Below are 23,070 nucleotides of genomic sequence, written 5' to 3'. Positions count from 1 at the left end.
CTGGGGGTATAAAACCAGGTCACAAGCCTCACGCGGGGCGGGGCGGTGCCGATAACCCACCCGTGGGAGAGTGGCTGACCAGGCGCCTCTGGCTCGTCTGGTGCGTAGTGGGCGGCATCGTGGCCGCGATCTACCCGCTGCTGACCCTGACCGAGCCCGTCACCGAGGCGGCCACGACGCTGTCCCGGGGCCGCCTGGTCGTGCTCGCGGTCAGCTCGCTCATCGCGCCGCTGCTGCTGCTCGGCCAGGGCCTGGCCCGCGCGGAGCACCTGGACCGGCTCGCCGTCGGCGTCGTCGTCGGGGTGCTGTTCGTGCTGGTCGTGGTGCGGATGGCCGGGCTCGTGGGCAAGGTGCAGTCGCAGGCCGACCAGCTCAGCGAGCTGGCCATGCGCGACGACCTCACCGGCCTGCCCAACCGGCCCTGCTGGAGGAGCTGATCCGCTGGCACCATCCGGAGCTGGGGTTCATGAGCCCCGCCGACTTCATCCCGGTCGCCGAGCTGGGCGCGTGGATCCTGCTCGAGGCGTGCTCACAGGCGGCAGCCCGGATGGCGAGCCTCGGGGCCGCGGCGCCGCGCAAGGTGAGCGTCAACGTCTCGGCGCGCCAGCTCGCGGAGCCCGACTTCGCGGAGGAGCCCGCGGTCGCCTAGGCGGCCGCGACCGTGACCTTCTCCGGCAGCACCGCGCAGATGCGGCAGCGGGCCTCGTACGTGTACGTGCCGTCGTCCGGCAGCGCGGTCGACGGGGCCAGCGTCCGGAGCATCGGCTCGCCGTGCTCCAGCACCTGCGTGTACACGGCGGAGAACGAACGGCAGCGGTCGCACACCGCGCGGCGGTAGGTCACGCTCGCGGGCCCGAGCTCCAGCAGCGCCCGCACCGGCGCGAACAGCTCGCCGCGGTGGTCGAGGTCGATGCCGGCCGCCACCACGCGGGTGCCGCGCTCCAGCAGCCGCCGCACCACGAGCATGTCGGCGATCGTGAACATGTGCACCTCGTCGATGCCGACGACGTCGAGCTCCTCGTCGAGCGCCGAGGCCAGCGAGGTCGCCTTGACTGTCGCGAGGGCGGCCCCGCTGCGCGAGACGACACCGGCGTCGCGCACGTGCCGGGCGCTCTGGAACACGCGGTGCCGCGCGTCCGTGTACTGCAGCGGCGAGAGCAGGCTCACCAGCTCCAGCGACTTGCCGCTCTTCATCGGGCCGAGGATGACGGTCAGATCCACGGCGACACGGTACTCCGGCCGGAGTGTAGGAATCTTCACCCCAGCTTGCGACAAGCGTCGCAAGGGGGCATGTTTGATGGCATGCAGGTCGTCCCGCCGCCCAGCCGTCTGCGGCGTGGTGTGCGACGACTCGCGATGGCCATCTGTGCCCTCATCCTCGGCGCCGGCTTCACCCCCGCCGTGCCGTCCACAGTGGAGCCGTCTCGTCCGGCGCCGGTGTCGTTCAACGCGACCGCCGCCCCCGCCCCGGCCCGGCAGTCCACAGTGGACGAGGCGGCCCCGGTCGCCGGGTTCGCCGAGCCGGTGGCGATCACGGCCGCGCGGGCCATGCCCGACGGTCGATCCGCGGGCGCCGTGGCGGGCCGGGCCCCACCCGCGCACCCGGCGTGAGACGAACCCCTCCCTGACCGGTCTCGCCCCATCCGAGGTGCCCCCGCCATGCAGAACTTCTCCCACGGCATGCAGCAAGCCCTGACCATCTGGCTGGCCCTGCTCGCCGCCGCCGTCATCGCCTTCGTGGTCATGTCGTTCATATCTCACCGCGGCTCCGGCGGCCCGTCCTGGTGGTCCCGCCTGCGCAAGGCGATCCACGACCCCGACGCCGCGCGCGAGAAGCTGGCCAAGGCCGAGCGCAGTGCCAAAGAGATCGAAGAGCTGCGGCGGTACTGCGCGGAGGTCGCCATCGCCGACGAGCGCGCCACCGCCATGGCCGACCGCCGGCGCAACGAGTGGGAGGCCGCGCAGCGCACGCAGGAGGCCGCCTGGCGCGCGTTCGAGGAGTCGGAGCAGGACGTGCACCGCCTCCGGCGCGCGAACGCCTTCCGGCTGACCGAGGACGACCCGGAGAACCGCCGCCGCCACCTGGTCCGCATGGTCAACGCGGCCCACGACCGCGGCGAGATCTCGGCGGCCGACCTGGCTGACGCGCTCATGCACCGCAACGGCTGGGACCCGAAGGCACATCCGTTCGCGCAGCAGCTCATGCTCCGCAAGGCCATCCGGGACCGGAAGTTCCGCGCGTACCAGGAGGCCTCGGAGCTGGAGCGGAAGACCGCGAAGGCCGCCGACCTCGCGATGGCCGCCAAGCGCAGCCTGGACGACGAGGCGTTCGACGCCGAGCTGCGGCTGCGCAAGGCGACCGCGGTGGCCCCGGAGCAGGCCGCCCCGTCCTTCCGTACGGCCACGGCCGGTTCCTGAGTTTCGGGCGGCGCTGCGCGCCGCTCTGGTAAGGCGATAAGTCGGGCGCTCCGCGCCGCGACTTATCGCCTATATCCGCATTTTTCGGGGCCTGCGGGCTTCGTCCGGTCTTCGGGGCGGATCGCGGCTGCGGCGTTTCAAGGTCAAGACCGTTCGGCCCGGCGTGACTTGTACCTAACATTGCGTGATCCCGGGGGGCCGGTCATGGGCATTGAGCTGTCGATCGTTGCGGGCCAGTGTTGTGCCTCGTCAAGCGTCAATGCCCACGGGCAGGACCGCCATGCGACGAACCAGGCCGAGGTGGAGCTGTTCGGCCTGGGGGAGGACGGGCTCGCCGAGGCCGTGGCCGAGTGCCTCGGGCGCGCGGACCTGGCCTTGATCAGCGCCGGAAATTCGCTACGTTGACGGGGTGGCCTACCTCCTCTCCGTCAACGTGGGCACGCCCATGCACACGCAGCACTCCGATATGCAGCACACCGGCATCGACAAGCGCCCGGTCGACGGGCCGGTGGCGATCGCCGAGCCCGGGCCGCGCGGGTCCGAGCCGACCGGGGTCGAGGGCGACCGGGTCTGTGACACCCGGCACCACGGGGGGCCGGATCAGGCGGTGTACGCGTACGCCCGCGAAGATCTCGACAAATGGGCCGCCGAGCTCGGCCGGAACCTGCCCGGCGGCGTCTTCGGCGAGAACCTGACCACGGTCGGGCTCGACGTGACCGGCGCCCGCATCGGCGAACGGTGGCTGATCGGCGACGAGACCGTGCTCGAGGTGTCCGCGCCGCGCATCCCGTGCCGGACCTTCGCCGGCTGGCTGGGGGAGCGGGGCTGGATCAAGACGTTCACGCAGCGGGCGATCCCCGGGGCGTATCTGCGGGTCGTCGTACCGGGCTCGGTGCGCGCCGGGGACGAGGTGCGCGTCGTGCACACTCCGCCCCACGACGTCACGATCGGGCTCACGTTCCGGGCGCTGACCGCGGAGCCGGAGCTGTTGCCCCGGCTCGTGGCGGCCACGGCGCTGCCGGCCCGGACGCGCGAGAAGGTGCTAGGCCGTCTGGAGTGAGCGCTTGGACAGGCCCATGAAGTATCCGTCGATCACCGAGCGCACGGGCGCGTCGGGCTGGTCGGCGGCGCCGAGGGTGACGAACAGCGGCGTGTAGTGCTCGGCCGTCGGGTGCGCGAACGGCATGCCCGGCGCCTGGCTGGCGTACCGGCTCAGGGTGTCGACGTCACCGCGGGCGAGCGCGTCGGCGGCCCAGGCGTCGAACTCGGCGGACCAGCCCGGCGGCCGGCCGTGCCCGGTCCAGTGCTCCCGGGTCAGGAACGGCAGCCCGTGCGTCATGAACCCGGAGCCGATGACCAGGACGCCCTCGTCGCGCAGGGGGCGCAGCCGGCGGCCGAGCTCCAGCAGCCGGTCGGGGTCGTGGGTGGGCAGGCTGAGCTGGAGCACGGGCACGTCGCCGAGCGGGTACATCACCATCAGCGGTACCCACGCTCCGTGGTCGAGCCCGCGGCTGGTGTGCTCGTGCAGCGGCTCGCTGTCGGGCATCGCGGCCGCGATGCGCCGCGCGAGCGCGGAGGCGTCGGGCGTGTCGTACTTCAAGGTCCAGAACACGGGCTTGAAGCCGCCGAAGTCGTACACCAGCGGGGTGTTCGCGTCCGTGGCGGAAACGCTCAGCGGCGCCTGCTCCCAGTGCGCGCTCACGATGAGGATCGCCTTGGGCTTGGGCAGTTCGAGCGTCCAGTCGAGCAGTTCGCGCATCCACTGCGCGTCTTCGAGCAGCGGCGGGGCGCCGTGACTGATGTACAGGCTGGGCAGCGCCCCGTCCTCGGGCGTCCATACGCGCTGCTCGCGACTGGCCGGAACGGCCGCGGCGAGGTGCTGCTCGAGAAGGGGAAGCTGGTTCATGTTTACGAGCGTAGCGCGTTAGTTGAGCGCTCAACAAGAGGGAGTGACGATATGTCGGGCGCTGGCCGCCGCGACATATCGGATTTATACCCCGACGGGGCTTAGGTCGGTCTTTTTCGGGGTTCTCAGTCGGTTGCGAGCTCGGAGGCGCGGTGGAGGGCTTCGGCCACGGCCCGGGTCTCGGCGGCGCCGTACACGAGGAGGAGCTCACGCTCGCGTCCGCCGCGGCGGTCGGTGGCGGTGGCGCGCTCGACGACGACGCGGGTGGTGGTGAGCCGGTCGTCGACGTGGATGTCCATGTCGGCCACGCCGATGTCCACCTGCCGGACGAAGAGTTCTTCCATGAGGGAAAGCGTGGCGCCCCCTCGACGCGCGGACGCCGCCCCGATCGGGTTATTCGCCGCTCGCCCTCTGTCGCCCGCGTCGGGGCTTGCCTTCGATGCCGCGCGGCTGATGGACCCTCTCCCGGGCTCGCCTCAGAAGTGTGCGCGGGCGGCGGTGGTGACGAGGAGCTTGGCCTCGTGCAGGTGCGTCTTCTCCTCGGCGGTGACGTTGGGGTCGGCGTGGCGCCGGTGCACGGCGGCTTCGAGCTGGGAGAGCGGGTTGTCGCGGGTACAGCTGAGGAAGGTGTCCAGAAAGTCCTCGGCCCGCTCGGCGAACTCGTGTCCCGGCACGACGGCGACCGTCGCGATCAGCAGCGCCGTCGCCGCCACGTCCAGCTCCGGCGGCCCCTCGCAGCTGTTGCGCCAGTCGATCACGACGGGCCCGCCCTCGGTCATGACCACGTTCTCGGGGTGCAGGTCGAGGTGCAGGATGCGCGTGCCGGGATCGGTGGCTGAGCGAACGCGCACTTTGTGCAACCGTTCGAGCAGATCGGCGAGCACGGTGGCGCCCGAGTGCAGATCGAGCGCGCCCTCGTCGAGCGCCTGCAGCATCGTTGGTCCTTCGAGGCGCTCCATGACCAGGTCGGCGCCCTCGGCCTCATAGACGCGCGGCACCGGATATCCATGATCCGAGACGTACCGCATGATGACCGCCTCCGCCGCCACGTCCCCGCCGCGCCGGTACCGCCGGAGCACTCGCCGCTCGTCAAGGGCATAGACATCCGCATCGCGGCCGCTGGCGAGAAGTGCGGTCATGCCGCGACTCTACGTCCTCACCCGCAATCATTCAGCCCTCAGGTGGAGGGGCACCCACACTTGTGAGCGACACCCGTTCGCGGCTCACATTTCGCTCAGTCGCGCGCTGCACGAACGTGCACGAGCTGCCGTAACGGTATGTAGCTGCTTTGCGGTGGGCACCGTTGCCGGCTGGGCACACACGGCACGCCGATGCGCAAGGCTTGTATTCTCTCCGAGTCTTCAGAGCCAGCCGTTCTCGTCGGCGAGGCGGACGGCTTCGGCGCGGGTGCGGGCGCCCGTTTTGCCGATGGCCGCCGACAGGTGGTTGCGCACGGTGCCCTCGGACAGTCCGAGCTGGCCGGCCACGTCGGCGACGGTGCCGCCTTCGCGGGCCGCCCGCAGCACGTCGGCCTCGCGCGGGGTCAGTGGACTGTCGCCGCTGGCCAGCGTCTCGGCGGCCAGGGTCGGGTCGACGACGCGGAGGCCTTGGGCGATGCGGCGTACGGCATCGGCGAGCTGCCTGGCCGGTGTGTCCTTCACGACGAAGCCCGACGCGCCCGCGGCCATGGCCCGGCGCAGGTATCCGGGCCGGCCGAACGTGGTCACCATGAGCACCTTGCACGACGGCAGCGCCTTGCGCAGCGCCGCGGCGGCCGCGATGCCGTCCAGCCCGGGCATCTCCACGTCGAGCAGCGCGACGTCGGGCCGGTGCTCCCGCGCGGCCGCGACGACCTCGTCCCCGCGCCCGACCTCCGCGACGACGGTGAGATCGGCCTCGAGATCGAGCAGCGCCGCGAGCGCGCCCCGCACGAGGGCCTGGTCGTCGGCGATCAAGAGTCGGATGGACACCGGAGCATCGTGTCATGGCCGAGTCGCGCGGTCGCCGAGCGGAGATGGACAGGAACCACTGCGCGTTTGCGCAACGGCGGGGCGTCTCGATGCACTGGCCGGCGCGAATCGTGCAACTACCCCGAGCGGACGTTGTGCATGAGCGCGCACCGAGCGGTGAGCCGGCGCGGCGCGGCGCGCGTGCACCGAGCGGTGAGCGTGCGCCGTGCAGGCCCAGCACCCCGAACACGAAGATCAGGCGGGTCGCGCAGAAGCCGGGGTAGTGATTTGAATCACTGGGCGAGATCAGTGATCGTCCGCACGGCGGCCTTGACGATGCCGGCCGCGAAGTCGTAATTGAGCGTGTCCGCGGTGTCGTCGGCGCGGTGGTAGTGCTCGTTTCGATAGTCGGCTGTGTCCGTTACGAGCAACGAGCGGCGGCCCGCCTCCCAGTACGGCACATGATCACTGCGCAGCGCGACGTCCTGGGCGAACTCCGGAAGAACCAGAGGCAGCGACGGTACCTCCAGATGCCTGGCGAACCGGGTCAGCAGCTCCTGGGACCGCTCGTCGGCGACCAGCGCGACGAAGTCCCCGCGCTCGGGCGGCTCCAGGAAGCCCGCGAGCTCCTCGGGCAGCCGCTGGTGGGCGGCGGTGTACCCGATCATTTCAAAAACGATCGACTCCGTCTGCGCGGTGATGAACGCTTGGTGCGCGGCGCTGCCGTCGAATCCGGCCTCTTCGCCGCCGAACAGACAGAACCGGATGGTGCGCGCGGGCAGGTCGGCCTCGCGCAGCACGCGCGCGGCCTCGAGCACGCCGGCCACGCCGCTGGCGTTGTCGTCGGCCCCGGGGCTGCCGTCGACCGTGTCCCAGTGCGCACACAACTCAACGGCGTCGTCGGAGGTGCCGCCTTCGATGTCGGCGACGAGGTTCACCTGGTGCAACTCGCCGCCGTAGCGTTCGACGCGCACCTTCAGCCCTATGGCGGTGAGCTGATCCGTCACGTACCGCAGGCAGGCCGGCACCCCGGGCAGGTCCTCGAACCGCGGCCCGTGCGCAGTGAGCGCTTCGACATGAACGCGCAGCCGTTTCGCGGAGATCACGGCCACAGGATAGGGAATGGGCGATGCGCCGGGGAACGCCGGAACGGCCACCGTTTCCGTCCACGGCTGCGACCCCGAACGATTGCCCTGGTCACGGCCCGCGGAGGCCGCCTCACGGTGATTCCTGATCGGGCGACGCCGGACATGGAACAGCCCCCGAGGTTCCCGCGCTCTGCGCGGACCGGTCGGACTAAACCGGAAAGCCTCGGGGGCTGGGTGGCTGTCTCGTATTCGCCTGCCGCCATCCGGGCGGACACACGAAGTGCGAGTCCAGAGGACGGCGACTAGCGGACAGTCACCTCACGAGTCCCATTGCTACACAACTTTGGACCACCTCCTTTCCCGTGTACGCCCAAACTAGCCAGCTCCGTGGATCACCTGCAACGGTTTTTCGGGAGCAGTTCGGTCAGCGGCGTCGGAGGCGGCGAGGCGCTTGATCATCCGCCGTACGACCAGCAGCGGGATGATGCCGAAGACCCCGAACGACATGTCGATCAGCGACCACCAGAAGGGGATGTCGCGCACGGGTCCGGCGAACAGGGCGAGCGGCACGATGCCGAGGCAGGCGATCATGCCCCACTCGATCACCCAGATGTTGCGCACCGGGTCGCGCAGCGGGCCCCAGAAGGCAACGGCGATGACGAGGTGGGCGAAGGCGAGCCAGTCCGTGCCGTACATGATGAAGGGGTACCTGTCGTTGGTCTCCGTGATGCCACGGTCCACCCGGGCGATCCAGTCGACCAGGCCCTGCGGCGCGGGGGAGCCGTCGAGCAGGTGGTGCAGCCAGCGGACCTCGTGCTCGAGCGGGAACGCGGTGACGCCGCTGGCGACCAGGCCGACGATGAAGATGACCAGCCAGACCCGGATCTTCGTCATGCCCGCAGCGTAGGACCGCGCGCGGCGCTGCGGCGTTGTCCGTCACGAGATCTGCACAACAACTACGCTGCGCGATGTGAGAGACATCGAGATCCGCGGCGACATGATCCGCCTGGGTCAGTTCCTGAAGCTTGCCGACATCATGGAGTCGGGCGGGGAGAGCAAGGAGCTCATCCTCGACGGCGAGGTCAGCGTCAACGGCGAGGTCGACACCCGCCGCGGTCGGCAACTGCACAAGGGCGATGTCGTACGCGTCCTGGGCGAATCGCTGCGCGTCGCCTAGAGGCACGGCGCGCACGCCGGCCGTTCGGTACTCAGGAACTTCACAGCGCCGTTTGGGCCTCTCCCCAGGTCAGCGCCGCATAGTTCTTGTTGTGACCGGCGCCGGAAAAACCGGAAGCCTCCCTGGATGGTCCACCGGCGCACGGTCACGCCAAACGTTGCTCACGACGTTGCCGGGCTGGGGTGGTCAGCGAGGGCAACAGTGAATGCGGTCGAGGTCGGGGCACCACCTGCCGGGGGTGCGCCCGGCCTCGACTGTATTGCGCCCGGCAAGCGGCGTACCGCCCGAAACCGGCGAATACCCCGTCAGGCGATAAATCCGAAAAGTCGAGGCGCGGAGCGCCCGACTTTTCGTGCCCCCGCCCAGCTACGGCGTCAGCACGAGCTTCCCGCGCACATGGCCCGCGCCCAGCAGCCGGTGCGCATCCGCGGCCTCCGCCAACGGCAGCTCGCGGTGCAGGGCCACCCGCAGCCGGCCGCGATCCGCGAGGTCGGCCAGCCAGCGAAGATCCTCCGCCGACGGCGCCGGCGGCACGTACCGCCCGCCCGCCGCCGCGATCGCCGGGTTCACCGTCGACACGGCCCGGGCCGGGTCGCGCACCTCTCGCAGTACCGCCGCCGTCGTCTCCCCGCCGTCCAGGTCCAGGGCCACGTCCACGAGCTCGGGCGCGAGAACCGGCTCGGCGCCCAGCTCGCGCAGGAAGTCGTGGTCGACCTCGGCCGCGGTACCGAGCACGCGCTCGGCGCCCAGGGCCAGCGCGATCTGCACCGCGAAGTGCCCGGAGCCGCCCGCCGCGTCGTGGATCAGGACCACGTCGCCCTCACCGGTGCCGGCGGCGCGCAGGGCCTGCAGGGCGGTGACGGCGGCGCGCGGGACGGCCGCCGCCTCCACGAACGTGAGGCCGGCCGGCTTGTGGGCCGCGGCGCCCTCGGGCACGGTGACGCGCTCGGCGTAGGCGCCGTCGGTCCAGGCGTACACCTCGTCACCCACGACGAAGCCCGTCACCTCCGGGCCCCGGGCGACCACCACGCCCGCCACCTCCCGGCCGGGCACGAGGTCGGCCTCCGCGGGTGCGTCCAGGTCGGCGCGGTCGACGCCGGCCGCCCGGATCGCCAGGAGCAGCTGGTCGGGGGCCGGGTTCGGGTCGGGCAGGTCCCGCAGGGTCAGCGTGTGCTCTGCGGTCAGCGTGATCGCCTTCACGCCTCCATGTCTAGCGGCTCCGGGACCCGCGCGCAGGCGGATACGGCCAGGTCGAGGGAGGTGAGATGGGCAAGTCCCGCCCGGGTGAGGCGCGGTACCACCCCCGCCGCGAGCCAGCCGGGGCCGCCGGCGTTGAACGCGGTGGCGGGGAATTCGGCGGCGACGGCGAGCAGGCCCGCGGCGTCGGCGGTGTCCGCGGTCTGCGACCAGATCACGGCGGCACCGGGCGACGTCCGCTCCGTCGCCGCGTGCAGGGCCCGCCACGGTACCGCCGCGCCGAGCGGGAAGGTCCCCAGCCGCCGTTCGAACAGCGCAGCGGACAGCGCCTTGAGCGGCAGGTCGTGCTGCTCGCCGGGCGCGCAGGCCAGCAGCACGTGGTTGCTGCGGATGTCGTCGTGGCGGGGGAGGCTGGCCAGGTCGAGGCCGCGGGCGATGCCCTCGGTGAGCGTGTGCTCGACCGCGATGTCGATCGGTCCGTGTACCGCGGCGACCCGGCGCAGGGCCGGCACGCACGCCCCGGTCCAGGTCGCCGCGACGCCGTACCGCGCCGTCAGCGTGACGACGAGGCCGGCGACGGCGCCGCTGTCGAGATCCCGGGCCGCGTCCAACAGGTCCAAGAGCCGCATACCCAGTGATTCGCGCGGATGACGGCAAATGGATGCAGCCCCGCCCGCCCGGGGCGGCGGGCGGGCGGGGCGGACCCGAGCGGGGCTGTGGCGCAGCCCCGCCCGCCCGGGGCGGCGGGCGGGAACGGGTACGACATCCTCAGGCGCTTTGGCGGCGCACCAGGATCGTGGGCAGCACGGGCGGCTCGTCCCACGGCTCGTTGCACATCTGGGCGAGCAACTGGCGGGCCGCGGCCGCGCCGATCTCCTCGACCGGCTGCTTGACCGTCGTCAGCGGCGGCTGGGTGAACGCCGCCAGCGGCAGGTCGTCGAAGCCGACCAGGGCCACGTCCTCCGGCACCCGCCGCCCGGACTGGCGCAGCGCGTGCAGGGCCCCGACCGCCATGAGGTCCGAGGCGCAGAACACCGCGTCGAGGTTCGGGCGGTGATCGAGCAGGCGGGTCATCGCGTGCACCCCGGCCGGGCGCGTGAAGTCGCCGTACGCGATCGGGCCCGGGTCCAGGCCCGCCCGCTCGAGCCCCTCGCGGAACCCGGCGAGCCGGTCCACCCCGGCCGACACGTCCGGCGGCCCGGCGATCGTGACGATGCGCCGGCGGCCCGTGCGGGCCAGGTACTCCACCGCCTGCCGGGCGCCGCCGCGGTTGTCCGCGTCGACGTACGACAGCGCGCTGCCCTGCAACGGCCGGCCGATCAGGGTGACCGGCACGCCGAGCGCGGGGAGCGTGACGACGAGGGGGTGGCTGCTGCGGCAGTAGATCAGCATCACGCCGTCGATGTGACCGCTGCTGAGGTACCGCTGCAGCGACGCGGGCCGCTCGCCCGCGGCCAGGAGCATCGGCATGTCGCGCTCGGCGAACGCGGCACTGGCCCCCGCCAGCACACGGGAGTAGAACGGGTCGGCGAAGAGGCGTGCGTTCGGCTCGCACACCACTGCGGCGACGGATCGGGGGCGGCGGTCGACAGCGCGGGCGGCACGCTGTCGGACGTAACCTAGCCGGTCAACGGCGTCTCGGACCTGCTGGCGGGCGGCCGGCGACACCCGGGCGGAGCCGTTGAGCACGCGCGAGGCAGTTGCGGAAGAAACACCGGCGAGGGCGGCGACGTGGGCGAGGGTGGGGTGGTCAGCACTGTCACGCATGGGGTCGTGCGTGGGATCCTGCGTTTCTGGAGCGGCGGTAATCGACATCGCGACCTCCTTAGATAGCAAGTCGTCGATTTTGGGAGCGCTTCCATATCGGAGCGTCATACACGGTTTCCGCGGTGTCAACACGAGATTGCCGCAAGGTTTCGCTACCGGGCTTCTGGCTGTAAATTTCAGCGCCGGACCGTGAGCCGGGTCTCGACGCGCACCCATCGGGTTCTCTAGCCTCGCTGCATCGAAGGAGGCAAGGATGCGTGACTGGATCGCTGTGATCGTCGCCGTGCTCGGGGTGCTGTTGGTCCTGGCCGGTGCCGTCCTGATCGTCCTGCAAGCCCTCGGCGAGACCCGCCCGTCGTCCGGCGCGGCCGGCCGGGTGGCGCCGGTCGCGGATAATGCCGACACCGTCGTGGTGGAGGCGGTGCCGGCCGGGCCGCCGAGCGAGCCGATCTCCAGCCGGCTCCTGGGGGCGGTGAAAAGCCCGAGTCCGGCCGATCGGCTGATCTTCTGGGGGATCATCTTGTTGGTGCTGGCCGCGATCGCGGCGGGCGCCATCAGCTTCGACTTCGGGGCCAAGGGCGGTAGCTGAACCCCAGCGATTTCGCCTCGGGCAGTAGGACTATTCTGCCTGCGGGGTGACCTGTTGATCGCTTTGGCGATCGCTCGACGCCTCGCGGAGCTGGCTCGCCAGCTGGTTCAACAGCCTCAGGAGGCCTTTCGTGACCACCGTCGCACCGAAGCCGATCGTCACCAGGCCTTGGCCGGTGCACAAGCCGGTCAAGGGCTCGGCGTTCGCTCGGCTGCTGCGCACCACGGACGCCAAGCAGATCGGCCTGATGTACCTCACCACGTCGTTCGTGTTCTTCATGATCGGCGGGTTCATGGCTCTGCTCATGCGCGCCGAGCTCGCGCGGCCGGGCCTGCAGTTCCTCTCCCCTGAGCAGTACAACCAGCTGTTCACCATGCACGGCACGATCATGCTGCTGTTCTTCGCGACGCCGATCGTCTTCGCGTTCGCGAACTACATCACGCCGCTGCAGATCGGCGCCCCGGACGTCTCGTTCCCGCGGCTCAACTCGTTCGCCTACTGGCTCTACGCGTTCGGCGGCTCGATCACGCTGATCGGCTTCATCACGCCGGGCGGCGCCGCGGACTTCGGCTGGTTCGCCTACGCGCCGCTGAACAGCATCATCAACTCGCCCGGCGTCGGCGCCGACCTGTGGATCGTGGGCCTGGTGCTCTCCGGCCTCGGCACCATCCTCGGCGCGGTCAACATGATCACCACGATCCTGACCCTGCGCGCGCCCGGCATGACGATGTTCCGGATGCCGATCTTCACCTGGAACATCCTGGTCACGAGCGTCCTCGTGATCATGGTCTTCCCGATCCTGGCCGCCGCGCTGCTGGCCCTGGAGGCCGACCGGCGGCTGGGCGCGCACGTGTACGACGCCTCGACCGGCGGTGCGATGCTCTGGCAGCACCTGTTCTGGTTCTTCGGCCATCCCGAGGTGTACATCGTGGCGCTGCCGTTCTTCGGCATCATCACCGAGGTCATCCCGGTCTTCAGCCGCAAGCCGGTCTTCGGCTACAAGGGCCTCGTCGGCGCGACGATCGCGATCGGCGCCCTGTCGATGAGCGTGTGGGCCCACCACATGTTCGCCACGGGCCAGGTCCTGATGCCGTTCTTCTCGTTCCTGAGCTTCGTCATCGCCGTGCCGACCGGCATGAAGTTCTTCAACTGGATCGGCACGATGTGGCGCGGCCAGATCACCTTCGAGACGCCGATGCTCTTCGCGATCGGCTTCCTGGTGACCTTCCTCTTCGGCGGCCTCTCCGGCGTCCTGCTGGCCAGCCCGCCCATCGACTTCCACGTCTCGGACACGTACTTCGTGGTCGCCCACTTCCACTACGTGCTGTTCGGCACGATCGTGTTCGCGGTGTACGCCGGCATCTACTTCTGGTTCCCGAAGATGACCGGCCGGATGCTCGACGACCGCCTGGGCAAGGTCCACTTCTGGCTGACCACGATCGGCTTCCACACCACGTTCCTGGTGCAGCACTGGCTGGGCACCCAGGGCATGCCGCGCCGCTACGCCGACTACCTGGCCTCGGACGGCTTCACGACGCTGAACACGATCTCCACGATCGGCTCGTTCATCACCGGCCTGTCGACGCTGCCGTTCATCTGGAACGTGTGGAAGTCGTACAAGACCGGCCGCGTCGTCGAGGTCAACGACCCGTGGGGCCACGGCATGTCCCTGGAGTGGGCGACTTCCTGCCCGCCGCCGCTGCGCAACTTCGACAGCATGCCGCGCATCCGTTCGGAGCGGCCGGCCTTCGACGCCCGCTACCCGGCCCACGCCCCCGGCCACTCGCTGGAGGCCCCGCCGCCCGGCGGTGCCCGTCCGCTGAGCCACGAGGCCGACGGCGGCGCCAGCTACCAGGACTCGTGACGGCCGTAAGGCTCTGAACGCCCTCGCACCGCTTCGGCGGGCGGGGGCGTTCCCCGTTTCGGGGCGCGGAGATCTGGACCGCGAGGGGCGCCCTGGGGGCGGTTTCCGGGGGTTTTCGGAGCTACCGCGGTGGTCGGGACCACGGGTGGTCGCGCTACTGCTGGCGCGGGGCCTGTATGACAGTTTTGTGAAAAAACGGGCGTGGTCACCCGACCGGGTGATTGACTTGATCCGCAGTCACGCTGCGTCGAAGCGCTGACACGCGCCGTGACTAAATGTGACGATGTCTGAGCGCGGGGCGCCGCCACCCGGGGTGTGGGGTGGGGCGCTCCGCGCTACGTCGTCGAAAGGGGCGGCCGGAGCCGGGAGAGACTGCGCTCCGTAATCGTCAGGCCGGTTGGGTCACCCCGCCGCGAGGGGCGGGGAGGCGGCCGGACACGGTGCCGGGCGGGATCGGTACGCCGAGGATGTCGCTCACGCCCACCACCGCGAACAGCCGCGCGATGAAGGGGTTGGGCCGGCGAATATCGAGCTTGACGCCCATGCTGTGGCAGATGCGCTTGGCAACGACGAGGGTGCCGATGCCGGTGGAGTCGAGGAAGGTGACCCCCGCGAGATCAATGACGAGGAGATCGATGCTTCCGTCGAGCACTGAGCTCACCGAGGTGCGGAGCTCTTGAGCGGTCTCATAGTCGATTTCGCCACTCAGGGTCAGCACTGACTCCCGCTGATCTGAGGGGCGAGTCTCGATCGACAACTTCACGTGACCCTCCTGGTGCTGAGCCGTCCACCATGGACGACCCTCTGAGGTCCCGCAAGCGTAGCGAAGTCCAGCCATTTTCGCCACGCTCCGTGTAGGGGTTCCTTACGTAGTGACGTGAGAAGTCCTCACATCGGTGTTGCGGAACCGCTTGCCCGGATGACGGTACACGTCGGTTGTTACACGGCAAGTCCAGCCATGTGCCATCCGCCGGACGGTCAACTCGTGGTCACGATCGGTTCACCGACCAAGGTCACCCCGGCCGCACGCAGCTCTACCAGCGCGGATTCGGTCGTCGCCGGTGCGACCCCGGCCGTGAGGTTCAGGAGCACCTTCGTAACAAAGCCCTCACGCACCGCATCGAGAGCCGTCGCGCGGACGCAGTGGTCGGTGGCGATGCCGACCACGTCGACCTCGGTGACGTCCCGCTCGCGCAGCCACTCGGCCAGGCCCTGGCCGCCGGCGGAACCCTCGAAGCCCGAGTACGCCGCGGCGTACGCGCCCTTCTCGAAGACCGCCTCGACCTTCGCGGTGTCCAGCGACGGGTGGAAGCCGATGCCGCCGGTGCCGACGACGCAGTGCACCGGCCAGGTGCTGACGTAGTCGGGGTGTTCGGCGAAGTGCGCGCCCGGGTCGACGTGGTGGTCCTGGGTGGCCACCACGTGGTCCCAGGGGCCGTCGGCGAGCGCGGCCGAGATCTCCGCGGCCACGCCGGCCCCGCCGGCGACGGCGAGGGAGCCGCCCTCGCAGAAGTCGTTCTGCACGTCCACCACGATCAACGCCCGCGTCATGCGGTGCCTCCAGAGATTCCGCCGGACATGACGACCGGGACCGCGGGGTCGCCGGCCGAGAGCTTGAGCCCCTCCCAGGGGATCGAGATCAGGCACTGGCGCAGGTGCTCGCGCGAGTCCTTGATCGTCGGCAGGCCGTCGACCGGCTCGCCGCCGCGCAGCAGGGGCCGCTGCAGCGCGCGGTCGTGCGGCTGCGGGTCGGGGACGCCGAGGGAGACGACGAGTTCTTCGGTCGCGGTACCGGTGGGCTTGTGCCGCCGCACCGCCGTCTTGCGCCCGCCGACCGTGCCCTTGTTCTCCGAGCGCTTGACGACCGGGCGCCCCTCGACCTCGACGAGCTTGTACACCAGCCCGGCGGTCGGCGCGCCCGAGCCGATGACGACCGCGGTCCCCGCGCCGTAGGCGTCGACGGGCTCGGCGGCCAGGGCGGCGATCGCGTACTCGTCGAGGTCGCCCGACACGACGATCTGCGTGTCCGTGGCCCCCAGCGAGTCCAGCAGCGCCCGCGACTCGGACGCGAGGACGCTCAGGTCGCCGGAGTCGATCCGCACGGCCCGCAGCTCGGGGCCGGCCACGGCGATCGCGTTGCGGATGCCCTGGGCGATGTCGTACGTGTCGACCAGCAGCGTGGTCTGCTTGCCCAGCGTCGCGACCTGGGAGGCGAACGCGGCCTGCTCGGAGTCGTGCAGCAGCGTGAAGGCGTGGGCGGCGGTACCCGTGGTCGGGATGCCGTAGCGCCGCCCGGCCTCGAGGTTGGACGTGAACGCGAAGCCCGCCAGGTACGCCGCGCGGGCCGCCGCGACCGCCGCCTCCTCCTGCGTGCGGCGCGAGCCCATCTCGATCACGGGCCGCCCGCGCGCCGCCGTGACCATCCGAGCCGCGGCCGCCGCGATCGCGCTGTCGTGGTTGAGCACCGACAGGATCAGCGTCTCCAGCGCCACGCACTCGGCGAACGTGCCGCTCACGGTGATGATCGGCGAGCCGGGGAAGAACAGTTCGCCCTCGGTGTAACCGTCGATGTCTCCGCCGAACCGGTACTTCCCGAGCCACTCGGCCGTCGCGTCGTCCACGATGCCCCGGCTCTTGAGGAACTCGACCTCCTCCGCGCGGAAGCGGAACTCGGCGATCAGGTCGACCAGGCGCCCGGTGCCCGCGACGACGCCGTAGCGGCGACCGGTCGGCAGCCGGCGCGCGAACACCTCGAACACGCAGCGCCGGTCGGCGGTGCCGTCCCGCAGCGCGGCGGACAGCATCGTCAGCTCGTAATGGTCGGTCAGGAGCGCGCTACTCGTCACATGAACAACATATTCCAAGGGCTATAGGACGGCGATCACTCCGCCGGTCGGCAACCGACGAGCGAGAACGAGCCGCCGAACTCGACGAACCAGATATGTCGCCTGTCAGGGTATAAATCCGAAAAGTCGCGGCGCGCAGCGCCCGACTTTTCGCTACCAGCCGGGCGTCCACTGCACCGGGAAGGCCGCCGCTAGTCCTCCGGCGGCAGGGAACGCAGCGCCGCCGCCAGCTCCGCCCGGCCCGTCACGCCCAGTTTCGCGTAGACGCGCATGAGGTGGTTGTCGACGGTACGCGAGGAGAGGTAGAGCTGATCCGCGATCTCCTTCGACGGCACCCCGGCCGCGGCCAGGCGTGCGATCTGGCGCTCCCGCCCCGTCAGCATCGGCTGCGGCACGACCAGGGCCGGGGTCACCGCATGCGGGCACTCCACGCGCAGCTCGGCCAGGCGCTGGGCCGCCCGCGGGGTCTGGGGCGAGCGGATGCCGCGCAGGAGCGTGACGGCGCCCGCGGCGGCCTCGGCGGCGTAGAGGTACAGGCGCATCTCGGCGAGCTCCTCGGCCACCGAGAGCAGCGCGCCCCCGTCCTCCTCGGCCATCGCGCGCACGTGCCAGGCCATGACGGGCGCGAGGCGGCCCTCGACCGTCGTGGCGAGGGCGCCGATGCGCTCGTTGACCTCGGCGGCGAAGCCGAGGCGGCCCAGGTCGTACAGCGCGAACATCTCGTGCGCGGCGAACCCGTCGCTGCGGTTGCGTGCGGCCAGCAGGCGGAGCACCTCGGCGGCCGTGGTCACGTCCCCGGCGGCGACGGCGACCCAGGCGCGGGCCTCCTCGAGCCACGGGTACAGGACCTCCATCGAGCGGTAGTGCGCCTCCTCGGCCAGGGCGAACGCCGCGGCGGCGCCGGCCGCGTCGCCCTGCAGGGCGGCCACGTGGGCGCGCTCGGCGTGGGCCAGGGCGACGAAGATCCGCCCGGTGGCGAGCATGGCGCTGGCCTGGCTGGCGGCGCGGCTGCCCTCCTGGAGGTGCCCGCGCATCCGGGCCGCCTGGGCGCGGACGATCTGCAGGTATCCAGAGCCGAGCAGGAAGTTGCCGGCGTCGGCCATGCCCGCGAACTCGGTGGCCACGATCGCGTCGACGGCCTCGAGGTCGGCCGCGAGGATCATGGCCGTGCCGCGGGCGAGCTCGATGCCGAGCTGGATGTACGGCACCTCGGCCCGCCATTGGGCCGCGTCGGCGTCGAGCAGGGCCATCGCCTTGACCGTCTGCACCGGGGTGCCGCGCATGGCCTGGAGGTGGCCCATGTTGCTGCGGGCGAGGGCGCGCGGCCCGGGGGCGGAGGCGGGGCCGTCGAGCACGGTGCGGGCCAGGGTGAGCGCCTGGCCGTAGTCGCCGCGGTGCAGGCGCATGGTCGACTCGACCGCCAGCACGAGCGAGCGCTCGCGGAGGTCGCCGATCTTGTGCGCCTGGCGGCCCATCTCGTCGACGGTGGAGGAGACGCCGATGCCCCAGTGCGAGGTGATGTGCCGGATCGCCAGCCACCGGCTGCGCTGGGCCTCGTCGGTGATCTGGTCCTCGTTCTGGTCGAGGAGCAAGGCGCCCTCGTCGGGGCAGTTGGCGAACATGAGGATCGTGGCCAGCGTCTCGGCGGCGTTGAACCCGCCGCCGGCGGCGACCGCGGCCTTGCCCAGGCGCATCGCCAGCGCCATGTCGTAGGTGGCGAACGCGAGCCGGCACGCGTTGAGCAGCAGCACCGGGTCGCGGGCGGTGTCGGAGTCCAGCCGCCACACGGCCACGCGCAGCAGGTCGTCGCGGCGGCGGGCGCCGCTGGCCTCGACCAGGCTCGCGAGGTCGGCGAGCAGGCGCCGGAACCGCGTGACCGGGCAGCGGCGGCGCACGACCTCGCCGTACAGCGGATGGGCCAGCCGCACCGTCGTGCGCCGGTCCTCCACGACGACCCGGACCAGCTGCCGCTCCTCGGCGATCTCCACCGTGGCGAGGTCGGTCGCCTTGACCAGCAGCGGCAGGCCGATGGGCTCGCCGAACGCGACCAGCTCCAGCACCGCCCGCTCCTGCGGGGTCAGCTTGCCGATGCGGGCGTCGACGACCTCGGTGAGGGTCGGGGCCAGGTCGACCTTGCCGGTCCAGCGCTGCATGCCGTAGCTCTCGATGATCTCGCCGGCCGCGTGGGCGGCGATCACCAGCTCGCGCAGCAGGAGGGCGTTGCCCTGGGAGAGCTGCCACAGCCGGTCGACCGAGGCCGAGTCGACCGGGCCGCCGAGCACCTGCTGCAGCAGGTCGGAGGTCTCCTGCAGGGTGAGCGGCCCGAGCTCGATCCGCTCGACGAGGTCGTCCTTCCACAGTGCGCTGATCGGGTCGTGCACCGACTCACCGGTGCGCACGGTGCCGATCACCGTCGCGTTCTCGGAGCGGGCGACGTAGTACACGAGTGCGGCGGACAGCGGGTCGAGCAGGTGGGCGTCGTCGATCGCGACCACGATCGGGCGACCCGCGGCCTGGCGGTGCAACGCGTCGACCGCCCAGCGCAGCAGACCGGCGGGCGAGCCGCCCGCGGGTTGGTCGGGCGGGAGCACCTGGGCCAGCCCGCCGAGCGGGAGACCGGCCGTCGCGGCGTTGGCGGTGGCCGTCCAGACAGCGAGTCTGTCCTGGTCCAGCGTGTTAACGCTCTCGCGCAGCAATCGGCTCTTGCCGATGCCGGGCGGGCCGCCGAGAATCAGACCGCGACCGGTCGAACCAGAGGCCGCCTCGGCGACTCGAGTGAGTTCTGCGTTTCTGCCGACAAAGCTCCAGGGAGGCACCGTCGCAGCATATCGATACGTTGATTACTGCGCGTACCCGCGGAAGCACGAACTTGAGTAGTGCGTTCGGCCCCAGTGAGTAGCTTGAGCACTGCTGCCGTAAGTGTCCGTTCACGTAGCGTTCCGATGCCCCGCCCAGCCGCGCCGCCCGCCGGCGCCCGGAGCGGGCTTTCCCGAGCGTGCACAAGGAGGTCGCACATGGGCTTCGGGGTCATGCAGGCGCCGCTGATCGATCTGGCAATCACGTCAGCGCCGAGCTTCGGCGTCCCGACGAGCGAGAGATCAGTGGCCGCCATGCCGGTTCGCGGCAGCCGGAACCAACGGCAACCCGTCACCCCGTCGCAGCCGTCCCACCGGTACTGCGCGATCGTCGCCGGCACCGCCGGTTCGGGCAAGACGGCGCTGATCAACGCGCTGATACGGCGCGGCGCCGAACCGCTGGAGGCCGGCGACGCCTGGGTGGTCTTCCGCCACGGCGAACGCCCCGAGGCCTGGGCCTTCGTGCCCGGGCATCGCGAGCCCCGGCCCTTCCCGGACCTCAGCACGATCAAGGGCCCGGTGCGCCCGGCCCGCCGGATCGAGGTCGCCCACCCCTCACCCCTGCTCAAGCGGGTCGCCTTGATCGACACGCCCGGGCGCGGGGACCTGGACCCGGCGACCGCCGAGATCTCCCTCGACGCGGCCGCCGACGGCCTCGGCCTACTCTTCGTGGTCGACGCCGCGGCCCCGCTCGGCCGCGCCGACCTCGACCTGCTCACCGCCGCGGCCGAGCGGCTGGAGCGCATCGCCTTCGTGCTCACCCGCATCGACCAGCACGACGAGTGGCCCGAGATGCTCGCCGCCAACCGGGCGCTACTCGCCCCGCGAGGCCCCCGGCTGGCCACCGCGCCGTGGTTCCCGGTCTCGCTCGACCCGGCGTCCACCTTCGGCGTCGCCGAGCTGCGCCACCAGCTAGAGGCTTGGGCCGACGAGCGGGCCGCGGCCGGGGCGCGCGCCGGGGGAGTCGCGGCCGCCACGGTCTCGGCCACCGGCGACGCCTGGCAGGAGCACCTGGAGCGGGAGATCCGCACCCGCCGCCTCGCCGCCATCGAGCGGGTCTCGATCGACCTGGCCACCATCCACGTGCGCTGCGTGCAGGAGCTCGGCTCGGGCAAGGGCTGCCCTGAGCTGCCCCGGGTGCTCGACCGGCAGCTGCACGCCCTGTCCGTGCGCAGCACCCGCCAGCTGCACACCGACACCCGCGAGGTGATCGGCGCGGTCTTCGGCGCGCTGCTGGACACCCCGCCGGACGAGTTCGTGCTGGCCCGCATCGCCGGCGCCGCCCGCCGGGCCAATGACGGCAACCGCGACGACGGCCCCGAGCGCGACCGGGCGCTGCTGGTGACCACCACCTCCGGCGTCGCCGCGCTCACCGGCACGGGCGCGCTGGACAGCCTCTCCGCGACCGGCGCGGCCGGCGACGACCCGGTCCGGGTGCTCTCGGCGCTGGGCATCGGGCTCAACGCGGGGTCGTATGCGATGTGGCAGCCCCGGCACGCGCCGGGCGGCCCACCGAAGCTGCCGGACAAGAAGGACTGCCGCCGCTGGCTCCAGCACGCGCTGCGCGAGATCGAGGTCGAACTCGGCCACGAGCTCAGCGAGCGCTACGCGGAGCTGCGCCAGACACTGTCGATCATCGCTGGGGACGCGGTCGACCATGGCGTGCTGCTCGCTTGATGGCACCATGTTGGTATGGCGGCGCCGCAGGTCCTACCGATCGAAGAGACCCACGTCGAGGTTGATGAGGTGCCCCAGACCGACCGTCCGTGGGTGACTGTCGTCTGGAACGATCCCGTCAACCTCATGAGCTACGTGACCTGGGTCCTGCAGAAGCTGTTCGGGTACAGCAAGGAGAAGGCCGAACGCCTCATGCTCGACGTGCATACCAAGGGCAAGGCGATCGTGACCAGCGGGGTGCGCGAGAAGATGGAGTACGACGCCTCACGGCTGCAGGCCCACGGGCTCTGGGCGACGGTGGAGCGGTCGTGACCATGTTCGTGCGCGCCGGCACGGTGTGCGTCGCCCGGTTCGGCCCGGGCGAGGCGGCCGTGCTCAACGAGGTCATGCTCGAGGTCATCACCCTGCTCTCCGAGGGCTTCGACCGCACCGATCCGGTGATCGAGCGCCTGTTCCCCGACGTGTACCGCGACGACGCCGCCCTTTCGGCGGAGCTGCGCCGGTACACCGAGGACGATCTGCGCTCGGCGAAACTGGAGCAGGCCGCCCTGCTCCTGGACGCCCTGCCCGTCGAGGGCGGCGAGGTGGCCCTCGACGAGGAGCAGGCCGAGGCCTGGCTGCGAGCGCTCACCGACGTCCGGCTCACCCTGGGCCTGCGCCTGGGCATCGCCGACGACGACGTGGACATCGAGACCGAGCTGGATGAGGCGATCCTCAAGGACCCGACCTCGGCGCGGGTCGCGCAGCTCTCGGTGTACCAGTACCTGACCTACCTGCAGGAATCGCTCGTCGGCGCCCTGATGGGCTGACCGTGAGATGCCCGTCACGGGCGAGGGTCGCCCGGGCTTCGGTAGGCTGTGAACCGTGCTGACCCTCGACGCCGCGATCCTCGACGCGATCGTCGCGCACGCCCGCCGGGATCACCCCGACGAGGCGTGCGGGATCGTCGCGGGCCCGGCCGGCTCCGACCGTCCGGTGCGGCACGTGCCGATGGAGAACGCGGCCCGGTCCATGACCTTCTACGAGTTCGACTCGAAGGAGCAGCTGCGGCTGTGGCGGGAGATGGACGACGCCGACGAGGAGCCGGTCGTGGTCTACCACTCGCACACCGCCACCGAGGCCTATCCGTCCCGCACGGACGTCTCCTTCGCCGGCGAGCCCAACGCGCACTACCTGCTCGTCTCCACCCGCGATCCGGAGCTGACCGAGGTCCGCTCGTTCCGCATCGTGGACGGAGCCGTCACCGAAGAGCCGGTTCAGGTAGTTAATGCAGTCGTGGATCCGAACGCCGTCCAGAAGTACCTCTTCGGGCAGAGCCCGGCGACCGTCGACTACGAGTGTCAGTCCGGCAGCTGAGGCCGCCCGGTTGCACGAGTACGTCCGCACGTCGTCAAAGGCTCATGCCGTACCAGAGGAGAAGAAATGGCTATCGAGGTCCGTATTCCCACCATCCTGCGCAGCTACACCGGCGGCGCCAAGACCGTCGAGGGCGCCGGGGACACCATCGCCGACCTGCTCACCGACATCGACTCGCGCCACGCGGGCATCAAGGACCGCCTGATCACGGGCGAGGGCGGCCTGCACCGGTTCGTCAACGTGTACATCAACGACGAGGACGTCCGCTTCCTCGGCGCGCTCGACGCGAAGCTCAACGACGGCGACTCGGTGACGATCCTGCCCGCGGTCGCGGGTGGGGCGTTCGCGTTCGCCGCCGCTCACGCCCTGCGCGGCTGATCC

General features: G+C 71.1%; 28 protein-coding genes. 14 read left to right on the top strand and 14 right to left on the bottom strand.

Translation table 11 applies throughout. The features are described from left to right. Positions 1-62: 62 nt before the first annotated feature. Together AB0B76_RS22510 and AB0B76_RS22505 are read left to right on the top strand one after the other, a co-directional pair. Entirely contained in the window at positions 63-437 is a 375-nt protein-coding gene (locus tag AB0B76_RS22510; protein WP_360378231.1) for a hypothetical protein, read from the top strand. A gap of 29 nt (positions 438-466) precedes the next feature. Next, positions 467-649: a hypothetical protein gene (locus tag AB0B76_RS22505; RefSeq protein WP_360378229.1), complete on the top strand. Its 183-nt coding sequence runs from the start codon at positions 467-469 to the stop codon at positions 647-649. Here AB0B76_RS22505 and AB0B76_RS22500 read toward each other — a convergent pair. Further along, complete coding sequence (locus AB0B76_RS22500; RefSeq protein ID WP_360378227.1) at positions 646-1,221, bottom strand: thymidine kinase; 576 nt, start codon at positions 1,219-1,221, stop codon at positions 646-648. The genes AB0B76_RS22505 and AB0B76_RS22500 overlap by 4 nt on opposite strands. 81 nt (positions 1,222-1,302) lie before the next feature. Between AB0B76_RS22500 and AB0B76_RS22495 the strand changes: the two genes are divergently transcribed. The 4 genes from AB0B76_RS22495 to AB0B76_RS22480 all read left to right on the top strand — a co-directional run bounded on the left by AB0B76_RS22495 (position 1,303) and on the right by AB0B76_RS22480 (position 3,478). After that, complete coding sequence (locus tag AB0B76_RS22495) at positions 1,303-1,611, top strand: hypothetical protein (RefSeq protein WP_360378224.1); 309 nt, start codon at positions 1,303-1,305, stop codon at positions 1,609-1,611. 48 nt (positions 1,612-1,659) lie between these two features. After that, positions 1,660-2,418, top strand: coding sequence for a hypothetical protein (locus tag AB0B76_RS22490; protein WP_360378221.1), 759 nt, complete (start codon positions 1,660-1,662; stop codon positions 2,416-2,418). 204 nt (positions 2,419-2,622) lie between these two features. Further along, positions 2,623-2,823, top strand: a complete 201-nt coding sequence (locus tag AB0B76_RS22485) for a hypothetical protein (protein ID WP_360378219.1) — start codon at positions 2,623-2,625, stop codon at positions 2,821-2,823. 4 nt (positions 2,824-2,827) lie between these two features. Next, positions 2,828-3,478: an MOSC domain-containing protein gene (locus tag AB0B76_RS22480; protein WP_360378216.1), complete on the top strand. Its 651-nt coding sequence runs from the start codon at positions 2,828-2,830 to the stop codon at positions 3,476-3,478. On the opposite strand, the gene AB0B76_RS22475 is transcribed toward AB0B76_RS22480, so the two are convergent. The 6 genes from AB0B76_RS22475 to AB0B76_RS22450 form a co-directional block, all read right to left on the bottom strand. Then, positions 3,461-4,324 (bottom strand): class III extradiol ring-cleavage dioxygenase, encoded by an 864-nt coding sequence (locus tag AB0B76_RS22475; protein ID WP_360378213.1) that lies wholly within the window; start codon positions 4,322-4,324, stop codon positions 3,461-3,463. The two genes, AB0B76_RS22480 and AB0B76_RS22475, sit on opposite strands and share 18 nt — an antisense overlap. Before the next feature lie 125 nt (positions 4,325-4,449). Then, on the bottom strand, positions 4,450-4,668 hold the full coding sequence (locus tag AB0B76_RS22470; protein ID WP_360378210.1) for a hypothetical protein: 219 nt from the start codon (positions 4,666-4,668) through the stop codon (positions 4,450-4,452). 132 nt (positions 4,669-4,800) lie between these two features. Then, positions 4,801-5,463, bottom strand: coding sequence for a phosphotransferase (locus tag AB0B76_RS22465; RefSeq protein ID WP_360378207.1), 663 nt, complete (start codon positions 5,461-5,463; stop codon positions 4,801-4,803). 222 nt (positions 5,464-5,685) lie between these two features. Next, complete coding sequence (locus AB0B76_RS22460) at positions 5,686-6,294, bottom strand: response regulator transcription factor (RefSeq protein ID WP_360378205.1); 609 nt, start codon at positions 6,292-6,294, stop codon at positions 5,686-5,688. A gap of 272 nt (positions 6,295-6,566) precedes the next feature. After that, a complete protein-coding gene (locus AB0B76_RS22455) occupies positions 6,567-7,379 on the bottom strand; it encodes a M20/M25/M40 family metallo-hydrolase (protein ID WP_360378203.1) in 813 nt (270 codons plus the stop codon). A 357-nt stretch (positions 7,380-7,736) separates the two neighbouring features. Next, positions 7,737-8,255, bottom strand: a complete 519-nt coding sequence (locus tag AB0B76_RS22450; RefSeq protein WP_360378200.1) for a hypothetical protein — start codon at positions 8,253-8,255, stop codon at positions 7,737-7,739. A gap of 76 nt (positions 8,256-8,331) precedes the next feature. Between AB0B76_RS22450 and AB0B76_RS22445 the strand changes: the two genes are divergently transcribed. Further along, on the top strand, positions 8,332-8,538 hold the full coding sequence (locus AB0B76_RS22445; protein ID WP_360378197.1) for an RNA-binding S4 domain-containing protein: 207 nt from the start codon (positions 8,332-8,334) through the stop codon (positions 8,536-8,538). Positions 8,539-8,904: 366 nt separating this feature from the next. Here the strand turns inward: AB0B76_RS22445 and AB0B76_RS22440 are convergent, their stop codons facing one another. The 3 genes from AB0B76_RS22440 to AB0B76_RS22430 all read right to left on the bottom strand — a co-directional run bounded on the left by AB0B76_RS22440 (position 8,905) and on the right by AB0B76_RS22430 (position 11,502). Then, positions 8,905-9,738 (bottom strand): NADP-dependent oxidoreductase, encoded by an 834-nt coding sequence (locus AB0B76_RS22440; RefSeq protein WP_360378195.1) that lies wholly within the window; start codon positions 9,736-9,738, stop codon positions 8,905-8,907. Then, positions 9,735-10,364, bottom strand: coding sequence for a transcriptional regulator (locus AB0B76_RS22435; protein ID WP_360378192.1), 630 nt, complete (start codon positions 10,362-10,364; stop codon positions 9,735-9,737). Before AB0B76_RS22435 ends, AB0B76_RS22440 begins: the two co-directional genes overlap by 4 nt. A 139-nt stretch (positions 10,365-10,503) precedes the next feature. Further along, positions 10,504-11,502 (bottom strand): LacI family DNA-binding transcriptional regulator, encoded by a 999-nt coding sequence (locus AB0B76_RS22430; protein WP_360378190.1) that lies wholly within the window; start codon positions 11,500-11,502, stop codon positions 10,504-10,506. A gap of 253 nt (positions 11,503-11,755) precedes the next feature. Between AB0B76_RS22430 and AB0B76_RS22425 the strand changes: the two genes are divergently transcribed. After that, positions 11,756-12,091: a hypothetical protein gene (locus AB0B76_RS22425; protein WP_360378188.1), complete on the top strand. Its 336-nt coding sequence runs from the start codon at positions 11,756-11,758 to the stop codon at positions 12,089-12,091. 130 nt (positions 12,092-12,221) lie between these two features. After that, positions 12,222-13,955 carry a cytochrome c oxidase subunit I gene (gene ctaD, locus AB0B76_RS22420; protein ID WP_360378186.1) on the top strand — a complete coding sequence of 578 codons (1,734 nt, stop codon included), beginning with the start codon at positions 12,222-12,224 and terminating at the stop codon, positions 13,953-13,955. Between the two features lie 388 nt (positions 13,956-14,343). On the opposite strand, the gene AB0B76_RS22415 is transcribed toward ctaD, so the two are convergent. From AB0B76_RS22415 to AB0B76_RS22400, 4 genes are all read right to left on the bottom strand, one after another. Then, positions 14,344-14,718 (bottom strand): STAS domain-containing protein, encoded by a 375-nt coding sequence (locus AB0B76_RS22415; protein ID WP_360378184.1) that lies wholly within the window; start codon positions 14,716-14,718, stop codon positions 14,344-14,346. Positions 14,719-14,933: 215 nt separating this feature from the next. After that, positions 14,934-15,506 carry an isochorismatase family protein gene (locus AB0B76_RS22410; RefSeq protein WP_360378182.1) on the bottom strand — a complete coding sequence of 191 codons (573 nt, stop codon included), beginning with the start codon at positions 15,504-15,506 and terminating at the stop codon, positions 14,934-14,936. Beyond that, entirely contained in the window at positions 15,503-16,801 is a 1,299-nt protein-coding gene (locus AB0B76_RS22405; RefSeq protein ID WP_360378180.1) for a nicotinate phosphoribosyltransferase, read from the bottom strand. Before AB0B76_RS22405 ends, AB0B76_RS22410 begins: the two co-directional genes overlap by 4 nt. Before the next feature lie 191 nt (positions 16,802-16,992). After that, positions 16,993-19,617 (bottom strand): LuxR C-terminal-related transcriptional regulator, encoded by a 2,625-nt coding sequence (locus AB0B76_RS22400; protein ID WP_360378177.1) that lies wholly within the window; start codon positions 19,615-19,617, stop codon positions 16,993-16,995. Positions 19,618-19,815: 198 nt separating this feature from the next. On the opposite strand from AB0B76_RS22400, the gene AB0B76_RS22395 reads away from it, so the two are divergent. From AB0B76_RS22395 to AB0B76_RS22375, 5 genes are all read left to right on the top strand, one after another. Continuing rightward, positions 19,816-21,333: a hypothetical protein gene (locus AB0B76_RS22395; RefSeq protein WP_360378175.1), complete on the top strand. Its 1,518-nt coding sequence runs from the start codon at positions 19,816-19,818 to the stop codon at positions 21,331-21,333. A gap of 15 nt (positions 21,334-21,348) precedes the next feature. Continuing rightward, positions 21,349-21,645 carry an ATP-dependent Clp protease adapter ClpS gene (gene clpS, locus AB0B76_RS22390; RefSeq protein ID WP_360378173.1) on the top strand — a complete coding sequence of 99 codons (297 nt, stop codon included), beginning with the start codon at positions 21,349-21,351 and terminating at the stop codon, positions 21,643-21,645. Beyond that, positions 21,621-22,142, top strand: coding sequence for a DUF2017 domain-containing protein (locus tag AB0B76_RS22385; protein WP_360378576.1), 522 nt, complete (start codon positions 21,621-21,623; stop codon positions 22,140-22,142). Before clpS ends, AB0B76_RS22385 begins: the two co-directional genes overlap by 25 nt. A 55-nt stretch (positions 22,143-22,197) precedes the next feature. After that, positions 22,198-22,689, top strand: a complete 492-nt coding sequence (locus tag AB0B76_RS22380; RefSeq protein ID WP_360378170.1) for a M67 family metallopeptidase — start codon at positions 22,198-22,200, stop codon at positions 22,687-22,689. A gap of 66 nt (positions 22,690-22,755) precedes the next feature. Continuing rightward, entirely contained in the window at positions 22,756-23,067 is a 312-nt protein-coding gene (locus AB0B76_RS22375; protein WP_360378168.1) for a MoaD family protein, read from the top strand. Positions 23,068-23,070: the final 3 nt, after the last annotated feature.

Source organism: Dactylosporangium sp. NPDC049140, assembly GCF_040648435.1.
The sequence above is the reverse complement of the archived record's forward strand: the minus strand, read 5'-3'. Positions and strand labels throughout refer to the sequence as shown.